This window comes from Bradyrhizobium symbiodeficiens, assembly GCF_002266465.3.
Taxonomy (GTDB): Bacteria; Pseudomonadota; Alphaproteobacteria; order Rhizobiales; family Xanthobacteraceae; genus Bradyrhizobium; species Bradyrhizobium symbiodeficiens.
Window position 1 is genome coordinate 6,346,011 of sequence record NZ_CP029427.2, and the last position, 19,930, is coordinate 6,365,940.

Below are 19,930 nucleotides of genomic sequence, written 5' to 3' on the forward strand. Positions count from 1 at the left end.
CAGACGTCATCCCCGCGAAGGCGGGGATCCAGTAAACGCAGCCGTCCGTCGTACTTACGACCGCCGCGGCGTACTGGGTCCCCCGCCTTCGCGGGGGACGACACCGTCTTTTGTTGCGTCAAAGCCCCAGCACCGCCTTGGCGATGATGTTGCGCTGGATCTCGTTGGAGCCGCCGTAGATCGAGACCTTGCGGTTGTTGAAGTAGCTCGGCGCGATCTGGGCGGTCCAGTCCATGGCTTCGTTCGAGCCGTCGTCGCCGTGCGCGTCGTAGGGCGCGGCGAACGGGCCGATCACTTCCATCAAGAGCTCGGTGGTGGTCTGCTGGATCTCGGAGCCCTTGATCTTCAGCACGGACGACGCCGGATTGGGCTTGCCCTTGCCGTGCTTGCCCTCGTCGGCGACGACGCGCAGCTGGGTGAGTTCGAGCGCCTTCAGCTCGATCTCGCAGGCTGCCAGCTTCTCGCGGAACGCGGCGTCCCGGATGATCGGCTTGCCGCCGGATTCGACCTTGCCGGCGAGATCACGGATGCGGCGCAGCCGCTCCTTGGAGACGCCGACGCGGGCGATGCCGGTGCGCTCGTTGCCGAGCAGGAATTTTGCGTAATCCCAGCCCTTGTTCTCCTCACCGATCAGATTCTCGTAGGGCACCTCGACGTCGTCGAAGAACACTTCGTTGACCTCGACGCCGCCGTCGATGGTCTGGATCGGGCGCACGGTGACGCCTTTCGACTTCATCGAGAACACGATGAAGGAGATGCCCATCTGCTTCTTGGCATTGTTGTCGGTGCGGCAGAGGCAGAAGATCATGTCGGCGTGCTGGGCCAAAGTGGTCCAAGTCTTCTGGCCGTTGATGATCCACTTGTCGCCCTTGCGCTCGGCCTTGGTCTTGAGCGAGGCGAGGTCGGAGCCGGAGCCGGGCTCGGAGAAGCCCTGACACCACCAATCGTCGACATTGGCGATGCGCGGCAGATACTGCTTCTTCTGCTCCTCATTGCCGAAAGTGTAGATGACGGGGCCGACCATGCTGACGCCGAAGGCGAGCGGCTGCGGCGCCGGATAGGACTGCAGTTCCTCGTTGAAGATGTAGTGCTGCACGGAGGTCCAGCCGGTGCCGCCATATTGCTTGGGCCAGTGGCTGACGCCCCAGCCCTTCTTGTTGAGGATGCGCCACCAGGTCACCATCTCGTCCTTCGAGAGGTGGCGGCCCTCGACCATCTTGCGCCGGGTATCCGGCGGCACGTTGTCGCGGAAGAACTGCCGCACTTCCTCGCGAAACGCCTGCTCTTCCTTCGTGAATGCGAGATCCATCGGATCCTCCTGTGAGCGAATCTTGTTTTCAACGAATTCCGCCGTCATTCCGGGATGCGCCGCAAGGCGCAGGCCCGGAATCCATATCCCCGACTGGTGGTTATGGATTCCGGGCTCGCCGCTTCGCGGCGCCCCGGAATGACAGAAACATCTACTGCAACACCTCGAACAAACCGGCCGCGCCCATGCCGCCGCCGACGCACATGGTGACGACCGCATATTTCGCCTTACGGCGGCGGCCCTCGATCAAAGCGTGGCCGGTGAGGCGCGCGCCCGACATGCCGTAGGGATGGCCGACCGCGATCGCGCCGCCGTCAACGTTGATCTTGTCGGGGTCGATGCCGAGCTTGTCGCGGCAATAGAGCACCTGCACCGCGAAGGCTTCGTTGAGCTCCCACAGGCCGATGTCGTCGACGGTGAGGCCGTGGCGCTTGAGCAGGCGCGGCACGGCAAAGACCGGACCGATGCCCATCTCGTCCGGCTCGCAACCGGCCGAGACGAAGCCACGGAAGATGCCGAGCGGCTTGAGGCCGCGCTTTGAAGCTTCCTTGTCGCTCATGATCACGCTGGCGCTGGCGCCGTCCGAGAGCTGGCTGGCATTGCCGGCGGTGATGCTGAAACCCTCGCCGCGGACGGCCTTGAGGCCGGCGAGACCTTCGAGCGTGGTTTCGGGGCGCGGGCCCTCATCCTGCGACAGCGTTACCTCTTTCATCGACACCGCGCCGGTCGCCTTGTCGGTGACCGCCATCTGCGTCGTGATCGGCGCGATCTCCTCCTTGAACTTGCCGCCCTGCTGGGCCGCCGCCGTGCGGCGCTGGCTCTCCAGCGAATATTCGTCCTGCTTCTCGCGCGAGATGCCGTAGCGCTTGGCGACGACTTCGGCCGTGTCGATCATGGGCATGTAGACATCGCCCTTGATCTTGAGCAGCGCCGGGTCCTGGGCGTGAAAAACGTTCATCTTGTCGTTCTGCACGAGCGAGATGGACTCGCCGCCGCCGCCGACCGCGATCTCGACGCCGTCGAAGATCACCGAGCGCGCGGCCAGCGCGATGGCCTGCAGGCCGGAGGCGCATTGCCGGTCGATGGTGGTGCCGGCGACGGTCACGGGAAGGCCGGCGCGGAGCAACGCCTTACGCGCGATGTTGCCGCCGGTCGCGCCTTGCTGCAGCGCGGCGCCCATCACGACGTCCTCGATCTCCTTCGGATCGACTTTCGCGCGCGCGACGGCTTCGCCGATGGCGTGGCCGAGCAGGGTTGCGCCCTCGGTGGCGTTGAGCGCGCCGCGATAGGCCTTGCCGATCGGGGTGCGGGCGGTGGAAACGATGACGGCGTCGGTCAAGAGCGACCTCCTGATATGGCTTGAGTGGATTGTGACGGTTTCTGCTGCTGGCGCAATTCGTGGCGCGACAATTTTCCGACCGGCGTGCGCGGCAAATCGTCGACGAACTCGACCTCGGCCGGCAGCTCGTGCTTGCCGACCTTGCCGGCGAGCTGCGCGCGCAGCTCGCCGAGCGAGAACGGCTTGACGCCAGGCTTCAGCTTGATGAAGGCCTTGGCGGCCTCGCCGCGATACTGGTCGGGAATGCCGAGCACGATCACCTCGTGCACGCCTGCAATCGTGTAGATCGCCTGCTCGATCATCTGCGGATAGACGTTGAAGCCGCCGGAGATGATCATGTCCTTCTTGCGATCGACCAGGAAGAAATAGCCGTCGGCGTCGACATAGCCGATGTCGCCGGTGAGGAAGCGGCCGTCGACGAAGGCATCAGTAGATCCCTCCGGCTTGTTCCAATAGCCCTTGGTGACGTTCGGGCCCTTGATGCGGATCTCGCCGACTTCGCCTGATGGCAACACCTTCGTGGGATCATCCAGGGCAACGACGTCGAGCTCGATGCCGGGCAGCATCAGGCCGATCGAGCCCGGCTTCTCGGGGCCTGTGGGCGGATGGCCGGTGCCGGGCGAACAGGTCTCGGTCATGCCCCAGCCGCTGCGCAGCTTCTTGCCGACCTTGCGCTCGAAGAAGTTCGCGATCTCCACCGGCAGCGGCGCGCCGCCGGATCCGATGGTGGCGAGCGAGGAAAAGTCGCGCTTGTCCAGATCAGGCAGCGCCGCGATCGCGATCCACATCGTCGGCACGCCCGGAAAATACGTCGCGCGCTTGAGCTCGATGTCGCGCATCACGGCTTCGACGTCGAAGCGCTGATGCAGCGAAATCAGATTGCCGCGGCTGAGCGAGGACAAGAGCACGACGGTCAGCGCGTAGATGTGAAACAGCGGCAGCACACAGATGACGCGCTCGATCGTATCGCCGCGCGCAGCGCGCGACGGCTTGCCCCAGATGTCGTAGATCGACACCGCAGAGGTGAGATTGCCATGCGTCAGCATGGCGCCCTTGGGCAGGCCGGTGGTGCCGCCGGTGTATTGCAGCAGCGCGACGTCGTCGGCCGTTACCGACGGCCATTGCGCGGGCGCTGCGGCACCTTCGACGAAGGCCTTGAAGGTGACGATGCGGGGATCGTCGGGGATCGCCGCCTGCGGCGTGCCGACCTTGCCCCAATCATCGTCCTCGCAGACGACGAGGCGATCGATCAGCCCCTTTTCAAGGAACTTCAGCGCGGTCGGCAGCAGGGCCTGGAGGTTCGAGGTGACGAGCAGGCGCGAGCCGGAATCCGAGACCTTGTGGGTCAGCGCTATCTCGCCGTCGAGCGGCGACAGATGCGCGACGCGGGCCCCCGCCTTCAACGCGCCGAAGAAATTGACGGGGTGATCGGGCGTGTTGCCGAGGAACAGCGCGACCGACGTGCCCTTGCCGCAACCGGCGCGCAGGAACGCAGCCGCCGCGCGCTCGGCCCGAGCTGCGAGCTCGGTGTAGGTGATCGGGCGATCGCGAAACTCGAGTGTGGTGCGCGGTCCGTAGTCGGCGGCCGACTTCGACAGCAGATCAGGCAGCGAGCCCTGGACGATGGTGTCGTCCCAACGCACGCCCTCGGGGTAAAACTGTTCGCCGGGATGGGTCATTTTCTTGATTGTTTGAGCGTGCAACTAACACAAACCGTCATTCCGGGGCGCGACAAAGTCGCGAGCCCGGAATCCATAACCACCAGCTGGGATTATGGAGTCCGGGCCTGCGCCTTGCGGCGCATCCCGGAATGACGAGGGTTGAGACGAAGCGGCCATCAAGCCGCCTTCGACGCCGCCGCGAGCGAAGCGAACGTCTTGCCTTCGGCCGCGAGCTTCTTCAGCAGCGGCGCCGGCTCGAGGCTGGGATCGTTGGTCTCCTTGGCGTAGAAGGCGAGGCGATCGGCGATGTGCTTGAGGCCGACGCTGTCGGCCCAGAACATCGGGCCGCCGCGGTAGATCGGCCAGCCATAGCCGTAGAGCCAGACCACGTCGATGTCGGAGGGACGCGCGGCAATGCCCTCTTCGAGGATCTTCGCGCCCTCGTTGATCATCGGATACATCATGCGCTCGAGGATCTCGTCGTCGCTGACGACGCGCTTCTTGCGGCCGAGACGGGCAAGCGTCTCGTCGATCAGCTTCTCGACCTCCGGATCGGGCAGCGCCGAGCGGCTGCCTGCTTCGTACTTGTAGTAGCCCTTGCCGGTCTTCTGGCCGAAACGGCCGGCTTCGCACAGCGCGTCCGCGATCTCCGACTTGATGCCGCGGTCCTTGCGCGAGCGCCAGCCGATGTCGAGGCCGGCGAGGTCGCCCATCGCGAACGGACCCATCGGCATGCCGAACTTGGTGACGACGGCATCGACCTGCTGCGGCAACGCGCCTTCGAACAAGAGCTTTTCCGACTGCTTGCCGCGCTGGGCCAGCATGCGGTTGCCCACAAAACCATCGCAGACGCCGACCACAGCCGGCACCTTCGCGATCTTGCGGGCGATGTTCACCGCGGTGACCAGCGCATCCGGCGCGGTCTTGTCGGCGCGCACGATCTCGCACAGCTTCATGACGTTGGCCGGCGAGAAGAAGTGCATGCCGAGCACGTCCTGCGGACGCTTGGTCGACTTCGCGATCTCGTCGATGTTGAGATAGGACGTATTGGAGGCGAGCACGGCGCCGGGCTTGACGTACTGGTCGAGCTTGCCGAACACCTCCTTCTTCACCGCCATGGTCTCGAACACGGCTTCGATGACGAGGTCGGCATCGCCGACGTTCTCGATGCCGACGACGCCGTTGATCAGCGCCATGCGCTTGGCGGGCGCGTCGGCCGGGATGCCGCCGCGCGCCGCGGTCGCTTCCCAGTTCTTCTGCATGATGCCCATGCCACGCTTGAGCTGCTCCTCGCCGGTCTCGATCAGGGTGACGGGAATGCCGGCATTGGCAAAGGACATCGCGATGCCGCCGCCCATGGTGCCGGCGCCGAGGATGGCGACGCGGTTCACGGGACGAGGCTTGGTGCCCTCGGGGACGCCCGCAATCTTGGCGGCCTCACGCTCGGCGAAGAAGGCATAACGCTGCGCCTTGGACTGATCGCTGGCGACGAGCTTGAGGAAACCCTCGCGCTCCTTCTTCAGACCTTCGTCGAAGGGTAGGTCAATGGCGTAGCCGACGGCGTCGGCGGCGGCGAACGGCGCTTCCAGACCGCGCGACTTCTTGGTCATGGCGGCGACCGCATTGGTGAAGATCGAGCGGTCGGCCTTGGCGGCAGCGATCTTGGAATCGTCGTCGCGCAGGCGGCGCAGCGGGCGCTTCTCGGCGAGCAGTTTGCGCACGAAAGCCTCGCCGCCTGAAGCCGGGCCCTCGACGATCTCCTCGATCAGGCCGGTCTTGAGGGCTTCCGCCGCACCGATCGGATCACCGCCGACGATCATCTTGACGGCGAGCTCGGGACCCACCGCGCGCGGCAGACGCTGGGTGCCGCCGGCGCCGGGCAGGAGACCGAGCTTCACCTCAGGCAGACCGAGCTTTGCCTCTTTAACAGCCACGCGGAAATGACAGGCCAGCGCGACCTCGAGGCCGCCGCCGAGCGCAGTACCGTGGATCGCGGCCACGATCGGCTTCGGCGAATTCTCCATCTCGGCCAGCACTTCGTTGAGGCCGGGCGGCTTCGGCGGCTTGCCGAATTCAGTGATGTCGGCGCCGGCGATGAAGGTGCGGCCGGCACAGGTCAGCACGATGCCCTTGATGGCGGGATCGGCGATTGCGGCCTTGATGCACTCCAGGATGCCACCGCGGACTGCGGCACTCAGAGCATTGACCGGAGGGCTGTCGACCGTGACGATCCCGACCTCGTCATGACGCTCAAGCTTGACCACTTCGCTCACGGTGTTCCCTCCTTGGTGGGGATTTACTTTTGTTCGATTTCGCGGTGCGGAATTTAATTCCGCATCTTGACGGCAGGGTTATTTTGAAGCACGTGGCTTGTCAACGACTCCGCGCAAGAAGCAGATCAGGGATGAAGCGTACAGGAAAGAAGACCGCGACCGATCGGAATTTCGTCGTCGCGCTCTCCCGCGGACTGGACGTATTGCGCGCATTCCACCCCAATGACGGCCTTCTCGGCAACCAGGAGATTGCGGCTCGGACCAATCTGCCGAAGCCGACCGTGTCGCGGCTGACCTACACCTTGACCAAGCTCGGCTATCTTGCCCCGGTTCCCCGCTTCGAGAAGTACCAGCTCACACCTGCGGCGATGTCGCTCGGCTACGCCGCGCTCGCCAATCTCGGCGTTCGGCATTTGTCCGAGCCTTTCCGCGAGGACGTGATGCGCGCGACCGGCGGCGCCGTCGCCGTCGGCGGCCGCGACCGTCACAGCATGATCTATTTCGGGCAAAGCCGCGGCAGCGAGACCGTCGGGGTTCAACTTGACGTCGGCGCCCGCGTGCCGATTGCAACCAGTGCGATGGGCCGTGCCTATTTCTGGGCGCTCGACGACACGGACCGCGCAGAGCTGTCGCGCCTGTTGCGCGAACATTACGGCAGCCGCTGGCCCAAGATGCGCGACGGACTGGAACGTTCCGGCGAGACCGTGGCGAAACACGGTTTTGCGATCTCCGTCGGCGACTGGCACGACGACATCGGCGCCGCCGGCGTCGCACTCAGGCTCAACGACGGAACCGGTCCGTACGCATTCAATTGCGGCGCGCCCGCATTCCGCTTCACGGAAGAGCGTTTGATCAACGACATTGGACCGCGTCTGCTAGCGATGGTAAGGAACATCGAAGCGGCACTCGGGGGTCTGATGCCGCATTCCAAAAAAGACGTCAGCAAAAAGCTGAAATCAGGAGGGAAACTTGCTCGTGTGGCCGAGGGGATCAGATAGCCTTTGTCATCATCGGGAGCGGTTCGCATCGCCCCTTCGCTCACTGAACGACGTGAGCGAGACGAGATGACGCAGGCACAGCTCGCGCAGGGGACATCGCCCCTGCTCGCGGTTCGCGACGTCAGCGTCGTGTTCGGCGGCATCATCGCGCTCAACGGCGTGTCCTTCGACATGCAGAAGGGCCAGATCCTCGGCTTGATCGGCCCCAACGGCGCCGGCAAGACGACGCTCTTCAACTGCCTGTCCCGGCTCTATCAGCCGTCGTCCGGCGACATCCTGATGGAAGGCGCGAGCATCCTGTCGCGGCCGCCGCACCGGATCGCCGAGATCGGCATCGGCCGCACCTTCCAGAACGTGGCGCTGTTCCCGAACCTCTCGGTGATGGACAATGTCCGCGTCGGAACCCACGCCCGAACCTCCAGCGACATCATCAGCGACTCGCTGCGCCTGGCCTGGATCCGCCGCAGCGAGAGCGACGTGAACAAGAAGGTGCACGAGATCCTCGCCTATCTCGACCTCGAGGACGTCGCCCACACCGTCGTGTCCGGCCTGCCCTTCGGCACGCAGAAGCGCGTCGAGCTGGCGCGCGCGCTCGCGGCGGACCCGAAGATCCTGTTGCTCGACGAACCCGCCGGCGGCCTCAACCACGAGGAAGTCTACGTGCTCGGCGACCTCATCCGCAAAATCCGCAGCGAGCGCCACATGACGGTGCTGCTGGTCGAGCATCACATGGGCCTCGTGATGTCGATCGCCGACCACGTCGTCGCACTGAATTTCGGCAAGAAGCTCGCGGAGGGCACCCCCAGCCAGGTGCAGGCGGACCCCGACGTCATCAAGGCCTATCTCGGGAGCAAGGACCAATGACGACATTGCTCAACGTCAAGGACCTGCGCGCCTATTACGGCCAGGTCCAGGCGCTCCATGGCCTGTCCTTCTCGCTCAACGAGGGCTCGCTCGTGACGCTGCTCGGAGCCAACGGCGCCGGCAAGACCACCACGCTGCGCGCGATCTGCAACATGGTGCGCTCCACCGGCGGCATCGAGTTCGACGGCAAGCCGCTGAACAACCGCTCCACCGAGAGCATCGTGCGTTTCGGCATCGCCCACGTGCCGCAGGGCCGCGGCACCTTCACCACCATGACGGTGGAGGAAAACCTCCAGCTCGGCGCCATCACCCGCAAGGACAGCGCCGGGATCGTCTCCGACATCGAGCGTATGTACGCGCATTTCCCGGTGCTGAAGCAGCGCCACACCCAGCAGGCCGGCACGCTTTCCGGCGGCGAGCAGCAGATGCTCGCGGTCGCCCGCGCCCTGATGCTGCGACCGCGCCTGATGCTGCTGGACGAGCCCTCCTTCGGCCTCGCGCCGCTGGTGGTGCGCGACCTGTTCGGCATCCTCAGCAAGATCAACCGCGAGGATAAGGTCTCGATCCTGGTGGTCGAGCAGAACGCCCAGCTCGCGCTCGAGCTCGCCGACCAGGCCTATGTGATCGAGACCGGCCGCATCGTGATGTCGGGCAACGCCAAGGACATCGCGAACAACGAAGAAATCCGCAAATCCTATCTGGGTTACTGAGGGAGCCGGGACAAATGGAGCTTTTCACCAACCAGGTCCTGGCTGGAATCGCCACCGGTGCCATTTACGCCTGCATGGCGCTGGCCGTGGTGATGATCTACCAGGCCATCGACCATCTCAACTTCGCGCAAGGCGAGATGGCGATGTTTGCGACTTTCGTCTCATGGCAGCTGATGCAGTGGGGCGTGCCCTATTGGGCTTCGTTCGTGATCACGCTGGCCTTCGCCTTCGTCGGCGGCGTCGCGATCGAGCGTATCCTGTTCAAGCCGCTCGCCAAGGCGCCGGTGCTGACCAATGTCGCCGGCTTCATCGCGCTGTTCGCGATCATCAACTCCTCGGCCGGCCTGATCTGGGACTTCACCATCAAGCAATACCCGACCCCGTTCGGCTCCTCGCCGTTCCTCGGCAGCCAGTTGATCTCGACCCACCAGGCCGGCATGATCGGCGTCACGGTGCTGCTGCTGATCGCGCTGTACTTCTTCTTCCAGTACACGCGGATCGGCCTCGCCATGCGGGCCGCCGCTTCGGTGCCTGAATCCGCCCGCCTCGTCGGCATCAACACCTCCTGGATGATCGCGCTCGGCTGGGGCATGGCCTCGGCGATCGGCGCCATCGCCGGCATGCTGATCGCGCCGGTCGTGTTCCTGGAGCCCAACATGATGGGCGGCGTTCTGATCTACGGTTTTGCAGCCGCCGTGCTCGGCGGATTGACGAGCCCGTTCGGCGCCGTCGTCGGCGGCTTCCTCATGGGCATCTTCGAAAACCTCGCCGGCACCTACATCCCGGGCGTCGGCAACGAGTTGAAACTCCCGATCGCGCTCGCGCTGATCATCTCCGTCCTGGTCGTCAAACCCGCTGGCCTGTTCGGCCGGCACATCGTCAAGCGAGTTTGATCATGAGCGCAGCAGAAGAAGTCGTTGCCGAAGGCCACCAGGCGGTCGAGGCCGTTCCGAAGCGGGCCATGACGCTGGGCACCGGCACCTCGCTGGTGGTGCTCGCGGCGCTGTTGATCGTGCCGCTGCTCGTCAAGAACTTCATCATCTTCCAGATGACGATGCTCCTGATCTACGGGCTCGCCGTGCTGGCGCTGAACATCCTGACCGGCGGCTCAGGCCAGTTCTCGCTCGGCCAGAGCGCGTTCTACGCCGTCGGCGCCTATACGTCGGCGGTGCTGATGGAGTACTTCAACGTCAACTATGCCCTGACAATTCCGGTTTCCGCCGTGGTCTGCTTCGGATTCGGTTACCTGTTCGGCAAGCCGGCGCTGCGGCTGTCGGGCGTTTATCTCGCGCTCGCGACGTTCGCGCTTGCCACCGCGATGCCGCAGTTGCTGAAGCTGAACTTCCTCGAGCACTGGACCGGCGGTGTGCAGGGCCTCGTCGTCACCAAGCCGGACGCGCCGTTTGGGCTGCCCATGTCGCAGGACATGTGGCTGTATTACTTCACGCTGGTCGTGACGATCGCGATCTATATCTTCGCGGTGAACCTGCTGCGCTCACGCTCGGGCCGCGCCTTCATGGCGATCCGCGACAACGAGATCGCGGCATCGGCCATGGGCGTCGACGTCGCCCTCTACAAGACGCTCGCCTTTGGCGTCTCCGCCGCCGTCACCGGCGTAGCCGGCTCGCTCGGCGCCATTGCCGTGCAGTTCGTGGCGCCCGACAGCTACACCATCACGCTCGCGATCTCGCTGTTCCTCGGCATGGTGGTCGGGGGCGTCGGCTGGCTGCCCGGCTCGTTCGTCGGTGCGGCCTTCATCATCTTCGTGCCGAACATGGCGGAGAGCATCTCCAAGGGCCTGTCCGGCGCCGTGTTCGGCGTGCTGTTGTTCCTCGTCATCTACCTCGTGCCGCACGGCGCAAGGCAGATCGCGATAATGGGCCAGCAACTCGCCGGCAAGCTCAGAAGAAACTGAAAACCTGTTACCTTAGCGAAGGAGACTAGATTTGCATCTTGGAAGAACACTGCGAGCCGCCGCGCTTATCACGGCAACGGCGGCCACCACTATCACCTCGGGCGCAGCACTCGCCCAAAAGAAGTACGACACCGGCGCTTCCGATACCGAGATCAAGATCGGCAACATCATGCCGTACAGTGGTCCGGCGTCGGCTTACGGCATCATCGGCAAGACCGAAGAAGCCTACTTCAAGATGATCAACGACAAGGGCGGCATCAACGGCCGCAAGATCAACTTCGTTACCTATGACGACGGCTATTCGCCGCCCAAGGCCGTCGAACAGGTCCGCAAGCTGGTCGAGAGCGACGAGGTTCTCGTCGTCTTCAACCCGCTCGGCACACCCTCGAACTCGGCGATCCAGAAATACCTCAACGCCAAGAAGATCCCGCAGCTCTTCGTCGCCACCGGCGCCACCAAGTGGAACGATCCGAAGAACTTCCCCTGGACCATGGGCTGGCAGCCCTCCTACCAGAGCGAAGCGCAGATCTACGCCAAATGGCTGATGAAGGAGAAGCCCGACGCCAAAGTCGCGATTCTCTACCAGAACGACGATTTCGGCAAAGACTACCTCAAGGGCACCAAGGACGGCCTCGGCGCCAAGGCCTCGTCCATGATCATCATGGAAGAGAGCTATGAAGTGTCCGAGCCCTCGATCGACGGCCACATCGTCAAGATCAAGGCTGCCAATCCCGACGTGCTGCTGATCTACACCACACCGAAGTTCGCGGCCCAGACGATCAAGAAGACGGCCGAGCTCAGCTGGAAGCCGCTCCAGATCCTCACCAACGTGTCGATCTCTGTCGGCAGCGTGATGAAGCCGGCCGGCTTCGAGGCCGCGCAGGGCGTGCTGTCGGCGGCCTATGCAAAGGACTCCACCGATCCGCAATGGGCCAACGACCCCGGCATGAAGAAGTGGAACGAGTTCGTCGACAAGTACATGCCCGGCGCCGACAAGTCCGACACCAGCATGGTCTACGGCTATGGCGCCGCATCGACCCTCGCCAAGGTGCTGGAAATGTGCGGTGACGATCTCACCCGCGCAAACATCATGAAGCAGGCCGCGAGCCTGAAGGACTTTGCGCCGGATACGCTGCTGCCCGGTGTCAAGATCAACACCAGCGCCACCGACTTCGCTCCGATCGCCCAGCTCCAGATGCAGCGCTTCAAGGGCGAGAAGTGGGAACTGTTCGGCGAGATCATCAGCGGCGACCTCCAGTCCGAATGACACGCTGACGTAATAGTCCAAGTCCAAGAGGCCCCCGCGAGCGATCGCGGGGGCTTTTTGTTGACGGCGGGCGCCAATTTTGTTCAATGCGGCGCCGATCCAACTCGGGGCAGGAGAACAATGACCGCCGTTCGTTTTCAGGTTGCGGCCCTTTGGTCAGCGCTCGCTTTGTGCACCGCGATAAGCAACCCGGCACTGGCGCAGAAGAAGTACGACAGCGGCGCCTCCGATACCGAGATCAAAATAGGCAACATCATGCCCTATAGCGGCCCGGCCTCGGCCTATGCCGCGATCGGCAAGGCCGAGGAGGCCTATTTCAACAAGGTCAATGCCGAGGGCGGCATCAACGGCCGCAAGATCAAGTTCATCTCCTATGACGACGCCTATTCGCCGCCGAAGACGGTGGAGCAGGCGCGCAAGCTGGTCGAGAGCGACGGGGTGCTGCTGATCTTCGGCTCGCTCGGCACCTCCACCAACAGCGCCATCCGCAAATACATGAACGAGAAGAAGGTGCCGCAATTGTTCGTGGCGAGCGGCGCCTCGAAGTGGAACGATCCCAGGCAATATCCGTGGACCATGGGCTGGCAGCCGAGCTACGCGAGCGAGGCGCGCATCTACGCCAAGTACATCATGAAGGAGAAGCCGGACGGAAAGATCGGCGTGCTCTACCAGAACGACGATTTCGGCAAGGACTACCTGAAGGGGCTGAAGGACGGCCTCGGGCCCAAGACCTCGATGATCGTGCTGGAAGAGGCTTACGACACCTCCGAGCCCGCGATCGACGAGCACGTGGTGAAGCTGAAGGCTTCGGGCGCCGACGTCTTCATCAGCATCACCACGCCGAAATTCGCCGCACAGGGGATCAAGAAGGCGGCGGAGATCAACTGGCATCCGGTCCAGATCGTCTCCAACGTCTCCGCCTCCGTCGGCGGCGTGATCGAACCGGCGGGCCTCGAGATCTCGCAAGGCCTGCTGTCGGCGAGCTACACCAAGGACGGCTCCGATCCGCAGTGGAATGCCGACGACGGCATGAAGAAATTCTACAACTTCGTCGCGCAATACGATCCCAAGGCCAACAAGCTCGATGCCGGCGTCGTGTTCGGCTATGCCGCAGCTCAAACCATGGTGAAGGTGCTGCAGATGTGCGGCGACGACCTCACCCGCGACAACGTCATGAAGCAGGCAGCGTCCTTGAAGGATTTCGAGCCCGACACGCTGCTGCCCGGCATCAGGATCAACACCGCAGCCGACAATTTCGCCCCGATCGAGCAGCTGCAGATGATGCGCTTCAAGGGCCGGAAGTGGGAGCTGTTCGGCGATGTGATCTCGAGCGAGATCGATCACTGAAGCCCGCGCAAACACGCAACTCAAAATAGCCGAACCTCGCAAGACAATTTCTGCGTGGCCGAGTGCAGACGAATTTCATCTCGCGCGCCGGAATATTCCGCATCCTCTCGACAAAAGAGCGCCTCGCTGCGACAGCGCCCGCGAGGCGTTCTGCTTGCTGGCCGCCCGGGAAGGGTATTCAATGTGTGTCGGAGCGGCGCGCAACGATCGCTCCCAATCAAGAATACGACACATTCAAATCCACCCAGGGAGATCAAGATGCCTGCAATGCATGTGCGGTTGGGCGCCTTCTCGGCTGCCCTCGCGCTGGCTGCCGTCCTGTCCACGACGGCGTTCGCGCAGAAAAAATACGACACCGGCGCCTCCGACGGCGAAATCAAGATCGGCAACATCATGCCCTACAGCGGACCTGCGTCCGCCTATGGCGTGATCGGCAAGACGGAAGAAGCCTATTTCCGCAAGATCAACGCCGAAGGCGGCATCAACGGCCGCAAGATCAACTTCATCAGCTATGACGATGCCTACTCGCCGCCGAAGACGGTCGAACAGGCGCGCAAGCTGGTCGAGAGCGACGAGGTGCTGCTGATCTTCAATTCGCTCGGTACGCCGCCCAACTCCGCAATTCAGAAATACATGAATTCGAAGAAGGTGCCGCAGCTGTTCGTCGCCACCGGTGCCACGAAGTGGAACGATCCGAAGGAGTTTCCCTGGACGATGGGCTGGCAACCTAATTACCAGAGCGAAACCATCATCTATGCGAAGTATATCTTGAAGAACAAGCCGGACGCAAAGATCGCGGTGCTCTATCAGAACGACGATTACGGCAAGGACTACCTGAAGGGCTTCAAGGATGGGCTTGGCGCCAAGGCGGCCTCGATGATCGTCATCGAGGACAGCTATGAGGTCTCCGAGCCGACCATCGACTCGCATATCGTGAGACTGAAAGCCTCGGGCGCCGACGTCTTCATGAACATCACCACGCCGAAATTTGCGGCACAGGCGATCAAGAAGAACGGCGAGCTCGGCTGGAAGCCGCTGCATTTCCTCAACAACGTCTCCGGCTCGATCGGCAGCGTGATCAAGCCGGCCGGCTTCGAGAACGCGCAGGGCATCATCTCGTCGCAATATTTCAAGGACCCCACCGATGCCCAATGGAAGACTGACCCGGCGATGATCGCGTGGAACGAATTCCTGGATAAGTACTATCCGGAAGCGAACCGCGCCGACGCCTCGGTGATGTACGCCTACATCGTGAGCCAGGGTCTCGTGCACGTGCTCAAGGCTTGCGGCGACAATTTGACCCGCGAGAACATCATGAAGCAGGCCGCCAACATCAGGGACTACGAGCCGGCGGGCCTGCTGCCCGGCATCAAGGTCAACACGTCGGCCAGCGACTTCGCACCCATTTCCCAGGTTCAATTGATCCGATTCAAGGGCGAGCATTGGGAGCGATTTGGCGAGATCCTGAGCGGCGACGTCGGCGGCTGACCTTGCCAGTCGCCCAGGATCCAGCCACCGACTAAAGACGCAGCCCCCGCGGCCATGCCGCGGGGGCTTTTCCTTGAAGCTTTCGGGCAAATCGTATTCAATTGCGGGCGCGTCGCCAAAAACAATCAGGCCAAGAAAAAGGACGCACACACCAAGAAAAATAGGGAGAATGGAATGCCTGCTGTCACCGGCAAATTTGCGGTTGCGTCACTGGCGCTTGCGCTCATTGCGGCCACGACCTCCACCGCGTCGGCCCAGAAGAAATACGATACCGGTGCGACCGATACCGAGATCAAGATCGGCAACATCATGCCTTACAGCGGACCGGCCTCCGCCTACGGCATCATCGGGCGGACCGAAGCCGCCTATTTCAAGAAGATCAACGAGGAGGGCGGCATCAACGGCCGCAAGATCAACTTCATCTCCTACGACGACGGCTATTCGCCGCCCAAGACCGTCGAGCAGGCGCGCAAGCTGGTCGAGAGCGACGAGGTGCTGTTGATCTTCAACTCGCTCGGCACGCCGCCGAACTCGGCGATCCACAAATACATGAACTCCAAGAAGGTGCCGCAGCTGTTCGTCGCCACGGGCGCCACCAAGTGGAACGATCCGAAGGACTTCCCATGGACCATGGGCTGGCAGCCCAACTACCAGAGCGAAACGCAGATCTACGCGAAATACATTCTGAAAGAGATGCCGAACGCCAAGATCGCCGTACTGTTTCAGAACGACGACTACGGCAAGGACTATCTCAAGGGCCTGAAGGACGGCCTCGGATCGAAAGCCGCGAGCATGATCATCGCCGAGGAAAGCTACGAGACCTCGGAGCCGACGATCGACAACCACATCGTCAAGCTGAAGGCGACGGGCGCCGACGTCTTCGTCAACATCACCACGCCTAAATTTGCCGCGCAGGCCATCAAGAAGAATGCCGAGATCGGCTGGAAGCCCACCCACTTCCTCAACAACGTCTCGGCGTCGGTCGGAAGCGTGATCAAGCCGGCAGGCTTCGAAAACGCGCAAGGCGTCATCTCGGCGGCCTATTTGAAGGACACCACGGACACCCAATGGGCGAACGACGCCGGCATGAAGGGCTTCCTCGACTTCATGGCGAAATACTTCCCCGAAGGCGACAAGACCGATGGCGGCACGATCGTCGGGTACGGCGTGGCGCAGACACTGGTCCAGGTGCTCAAGAACTGCGGCGACGACCTCACGCGCGCGAACGTCATGAAGCAGGCCGCCAGCCTGAAGGACTTCCGCACCGAGGTGCTGCTGCCCGGCATCAAGATCAACACGTCGGCGACCGACTTCGCGCCGATCAGCTCGCTGCAGCTTCAGCGCTTCAAGGGCGAGCGATGGGAGCTGTTCGGCGACGTGATCAACGCTCAAGCCGGCGGCTAGCATCTGAAGCACACGACGAGGAAAAGGCCCCCTGCGAGACCGTCGCAGGGGGCTTTTGCTTGCCTGCCGATTGTGATCACGCGATTGCACAATCGAATGACGGCAAAGCCGGCTTACGCTTTGGCGCCCGATGCGGTAGGCAGGTGAAGCGGCAAAGGCCGCCGATTTCTTCCGTCTGCCGAAAGCCATCGTGATGACCGATCGCCGTCCCCTGCTCCGCGCGCTGTACGACGCCGCCGTTGCCTCCGCTCATCCCAATGTGGTGCTGGCGCCGCACTTGCGGCCGGCGCCCAAGGGACGCGTGATTTGCCTGGCCGCCGGCAAGGGCGCAGCCGCCATGGCCGCGGCGGCCGAACGGCACTATCTCGACACGCTGCAGCTCGCACCGGAACGCATGGTCGGCATCGCCACCACGCGCCACGGCTACGGCGTGCCGACGCGCCGCATCGGCGTGGTCGAGGCCGGTCATCCCGTGCCGGATGAAGCTGGCCTCAAGGGCGCCGCCGATACGCTCGCGCTCGCGGGCGAAGCCGGCCCTGACGATCTGCTGCTGGTGCTGCTCACGGGCGGCGGCTCGGCGAACTGGATCGCCCCCAGCGAGGGCATCAGCTTTGCGCAGAAGCAGGCGGTCAACAAGGCGCTGCTCCGCTCGGGCGCGCCGATCGGCGAGATGAACGTCGTGCGCAAACATCTGTCGCGGATCAAGGGCGGCCGCCTCGCACGTGCCGGCAGGAATGCCGCCGAGATCGTGACGCTCGCGATCTCGGACGTGCCGCATGACGATCCTTCCGCGATCGCCTCCGGTCCCACCGTGCCTGATCCGACCACGCTGGCCGATGCGCGCGCCATCGTCGCGAAATACAAGCTCGACATCGACGATGCCGTGCGCCGCGCGCTCGACGATCCCGCCAACGAGAGCTGCAAGCCCGGCGATGCCGCCTTCGCCCGCGCGCATTTCGAATTGATTGCACGGCCGAAGCAGTCGCTCGACGCCGCGGTGAAGCTCGCGCGCGCCTCCGGTTACGAGACCATCGACCTCGGCGCCGATCTCGAAGGCGAGGCGCGCGAGGTCGCCGCCGATCACGCCAGGCTGGCGCTGCAAGCGCGCGCGCAAGGCAAGCGCCTCGCGATCCTTTCCGGCGGCGAGCTCACGGTCACCGTGCGCGGCCAGGGGCGCGGCGGACCGAACCAGGAATACGCGCTGGCGCTGGCCGCCCTGCTGCAGGACACACCTGATGTTTCGGCGTTGGCGGGCGACACCGACGGCGCCGACGGCGGCGCCGGCCATCCCACCGACCCCGCCGGCGCGCTGATCGATGCGACGACATTCGCAAAGATGAAGGCGCAGGGGCTCCAGCCGCAGGCGTACCTGGACAACAACGACGCCACGACGTTCTTCGAGGCAACAGGCGACTTGCTGCTGCCGGGACCGACGCTGACCAACGTGAACGACATCAGGGTGATCCTGGTGGACTGAGGCCGGGGTGTCTTCTCCGTCATGGCCGGGCTTGTCCCGGCCATCCACGACTTCTTCAGGGCACCAAGAACGTGGATGCCCGGGACAAGCCCGGGCATGACGGTGGATAGGGTGCACGCCCTCAGAAGTCGCTCGCGACCTTCGCGAGCATCGCGATGAGGGCTTCGCGGTTGGCCTGCCCGAGCAGCTCGTTCAGGCGGGCCTCGTGCTTGGTGGCGACGAGCTTCTTGGCACGGGCCAGCACCGCCTTGCCCTTGTCGGTCAGCACCAGGATGTGCGAGCGGCGGTCGTTGGTGGAACGGATCCGTGCGCAAAGGTCGCGGCTCTCGAGATTGTCGAGCATGGCGACGAAGTTCGGCCTGAGGATACCGAGAGTGGAGGCGATCTCGGTCTGGTTACGGCCCGGGTTCTTCTCGACCAGCAGCAGCACGGAAAATTGCGCCGGCGTGAGCTGGAGCGAGGCCATGCAGCGCAGGAAGTTCTCGAACACCTTGAGCTGCGCCCGCTTCAGCACATAGCCGAGCTGTTCCGAGAGCTCGCCGAGCTGGAGCGCTTCGCCGGCCCCCTGACCTTGCAGCTCGGCCGCGTCCTTGCGGCCCTTGGCCGCGTCGGCAAGCTTTTCGGAGGACTTTTCGGCGGCTTTGGAAACGGTCATCGCCTCGTGCTCGTAATCCCGCTAAATTCGGGAGGGATCGTTCCCGCCCTTGATGTTATATTTGATAATTGTTATGGACCATATCAAATATCGTCAGCGTTTTTCAATGGCTGTGAGCTGACCGTCCACCGCAATCGGGGGGACCGGTCCGTTATCTTAAGGGGGAGCGTCCGGTCTTGAATACCACCATCATGCTGTTCCTGGTGCAGGACGGCATCACCAATGGCGCGATCTATGCGCTACTCGGCCTGGCGCTGGTGCTGGTGTTCGCCGTCACCCGCGTCATCCTCATCCCCCAGGGCGAATTCGTCACTTATGGCGCGCTGACCTACGCTTCGCTGGCCGCAGGCCAGATGCCGGGTACGGCCAAGCTCGCGCTGGCGCTCGGCATCGGCGCCTTCGCTTTCGACCTGTTCGTCGCGCGCAAGGCGCTGCATGGCCGCCTGATCGTCCGCAGCGCCCTCACCAATATCGTGCTGCCGGCCATCGTGCTGGCGCTGACGGTGTACTTCGCCGCCCAGAAGCCGCCGGTCGCGGTCTCGATCGCGCTGTCGCTGGTGATCGTGGCGATGATCGGCCTCTATCTCTATCGCGTCGCATTCCAGCCGCTGGCACACACCTCCGTGCTGGTGCTGCTGATCGCATCCGTGGGGGTCCATCTGGCGCTGCAGGGCCTCGGCCTGCTGTTCTTCGGCGCCGAAGGCCAGCGCGGACCTGCGGTGCTGTCCGGCGCATTCACCGCAGGCTCGCTGCGCTTCACCGGCCAGAGCCTCACCGTCTACGGCATCACCATCGCCTTCATCGTCGGCCTCTGGCTGTTCTTCGGCCTGACGCTCTACGGCAAGGCGCTGCGCGCGACCGCCGTGAACCGGTTGGGAGCGCGGCTCGTCGGCATCCGCACCACGCTGTCGGGGCAGATCGCCTTTCTGCTGGCATCCGTCATCGGCGCGTTGTCGGGCATCATGATCGTGCCGATCACGACGCTCTACTATGACTCAGGCTTCCTGATCGGCCTGAAGGGCTTCGTCGCCGCGATCATCGGCGGCCTCGTCAGCTATCCTCTCACCGCCGTCGCGGCGCTGGTCGTCGGCCTCGTCGAGGCGTTCTCGTCCTTCTATGCCTCCAACTACAAGGAGGTGATCGTTTTCATGCTGCTGATCCCCGTGCTGCTGCTGCGTTCGCTCGCCGCGCCCGCCGTCGAAGAAGAGAAGGACTGAGGCTTA

16 protein-coding genes are annotated in these 19,930 nt (G+C 63.6%); 11 read left to right on the top strand and 5 right to left on the bottom strand.

What is annotated here, in order from left to right:
• Window positions 1-118: 118 nt before the first annotated feature.
• The 4 genes from pimC to CIT39_RS29915 all read right to left on the bottom strand — a co-directional run bounded on the left by pimC (window position 119) and on the right by CIT39_RS29915 (window position 6,582).
• On the bottom strand, window positions 119-1,309 hold the full coding sequence (gene pimC, locus CIT39_RS29900) for a pimeloyl-CoA dehydrogenase large subunit (protein ID WP_094977069.1): 1,191 nt from the start codon (window positions 1,307-1,309) through the stop codon (window positions 119-121).
• A gap of 151 nt (window positions 1,310-1,460) precedes the next feature.
• Complete coding sequence (locus CIT39_RS29905; RefSeq protein WP_094976695.1) at window positions 1,461-2,648, bottom strand: acetyl-CoA C-acyltransferase; 1,188 nt, start codon at window positions 2,646-2,648, stop codon at window positions 1,461-1,463.
• Window positions 2,645-4,327 carry a dicarboxylate--CoA ligase PimA gene (gene pimA / locus CIT39_RS29910; RefSeq protein ID WP_094976694.1) on the bottom strand — a complete coding sequence of 561 codons (1,683 nt, stop codon included), beginning with the start codon at window positions 4,325-4,327 and terminating at the stop codon, window positions 2,645-2,647. The genes CIT39_RS29905 and pimA overlap by 4 nt, the downstream gene beginning before the upstream one ends.
• 158 nt (window positions 4,328-4,485) lie before the next feature.
• Complete coding sequence (locus CIT39_RS29915; protein ID WP_094976693.1) at window positions 4,486-6,582, bottom strand: 3-hydroxyacyl-CoA dehydrogenase NAD-binding domain-containing protein; 2,097 nt, start codon at window positions 6,580-6,582, stop codon at window positions 4,486-4,488.
• 131 nt (window positions 6,583-6,713) lie between these two features.
• Here CIT39_RS29915 and CIT39_RS29920 point away from each other — a divergent pair, with 131 nt between their 5' ends.
• The 10 genes from CIT39_RS29920 to CIT39_RS29965 all read left to right on the top strand — a co-directional run bounded on the left by CIT39_RS29920 (window position 6,714) and on the right by CIT39_RS29965 (window position 18,052).
• Window positions 6,714-7,580: an IclR family transcriptional regulator gene (locus CIT39_RS29920; protein WP_162308938.1), complete on the top strand. Its 867-nt coding sequence runs from the start codon at window positions 6,714-6,716 to the stop codon at window positions 7,578-7,580.
• Between the two features lie 66 nt (window positions 7,581-7,646).
• On the top strand, window positions 7,647-8,444 hold the full coding sequence (locus CIT39_RS29925) for an ABC transporter ATP-binding protein (protein WP_094976692.1): 798 nt from the start codon (window positions 7,647-7,649) through the stop codon (window positions 8,442-8,444).
• Window positions 8,441-9,154, top strand: a complete 714-nt coding sequence (locus CIT39_RS29930) for an ABC transporter ATP-binding protein (RefSeq protein WP_094976691.1) — start codon at window positions 8,441-8,443, stop codon at window positions 9,152-9,154. Before CIT39_RS29925 ends, CIT39_RS29930 begins: the two co-directional genes overlap by 4 nt.
• Window positions 9,155-9,168: 14 nt before the next feature.
• A complete protein-coding gene (locus CIT39_RS29935; RefSeq protein WP_094976690.1) occupies window positions 9,169-10,047 on the top strand; it encodes a branched-chain amino acid ABC transporter permease in 879 nt (292 codons plus the stop codon).
• 2 nt (window positions 10,048-10,049) lie between these two features.
• Window positions 10,050-11,069: a branched-chain amino acid ABC transporter permease gene (locus CIT39_RS29940; protein WP_094976689.1), complete on the top strand. Its 1,020-nt coding sequence runs from the start codon at window positions 10,050-10,052 to the stop codon at window positions 11,067-11,069.
• Window positions 11,070-11,100: 31 nt separating this feature from the next.
• Window positions 11,101-12,336: an ABC transporter substrate-binding protein gene (locus CIT39_RS29945; RefSeq protein WP_094976688.1), complete on the top strand. Its 1,236-nt coding sequence runs from the start codon at window positions 11,101-11,103 to the stop codon at window positions 12,334-12,336.
• A 120-nt stretch (window positions 12,337-12,456) separates the two neighbouring features.
• Complete coding sequence (locus CIT39_RS29950) at window positions 12,457-13,683, top strand: ABC transporter substrate-binding protein (RefSeq protein WP_094976687.1); 1,227 nt, start codon at window positions 12,457-12,459, stop codon at window positions 13,681-13,683.
• A gap of 258 nt (window positions 13,684-13,941) precedes the next feature.
• On the top strand, window positions 13,942-15,171 hold the full coding sequence (locus tag CIT39_RS29955; RefSeq protein ID WP_094976686.1) for an ABC transporter substrate-binding protein: 1,230 nt from the start codon (window positions 13,942-13,944) through the stop codon (window positions 15,169-15,171).
• A gap of 174 nt (window positions 15,172-15,345) precedes the next feature.
• Entirely contained in the window at window positions 15,346-16,575 is a 1,230-nt protein-coding gene (locus CIT39_RS29960) for an ABC transporter substrate-binding protein (RefSeq protein WP_094977067.1), read from the top strand.
• Between the two features lie 193 nt (window positions 16,576-16,768).
• Entirely contained in the window at window positions 16,769-18,052 is a 1,284-nt protein-coding gene (locus CIT39_RS29965) for a glycerate kinase type-2 family protein (protein WP_094976685.1), read from the top strand.
• A 121-nt stretch (window positions 18,053-18,173) separates the two neighbouring features.
• On the opposite strand, the gene CIT39_RS29970 is transcribed toward CIT39_RS29965, so the two are convergent.
• Window positions 18,174-18,707, bottom strand: coding sequence for a MarR family winged helix-turn-helix transcriptional regulator (locus CIT39_RS29970; protein WP_094976684.1), 534 nt, complete (start codon window positions 18,705-18,707; stop codon window positions 18,174-18,176).
• 176 nt (window positions 18,708-18,883) lie between these two features.
• On the opposite strand from CIT39_RS29970, the gene CIT39_RS29975 reads away from it, so the two are divergent.
• A complete protein-coding gene (locus tag CIT39_RS29975; protein WP_162308756.1) occupies window positions 18,884-19,924 on the top strand; it encodes a branched-chain amino acid ABC transporter permease in 1,041 nt (346 codons plus the stop codon).
• The last annotated feature ends 6 nt before the right edge of the window (window positions 19,925-19,930 follow it).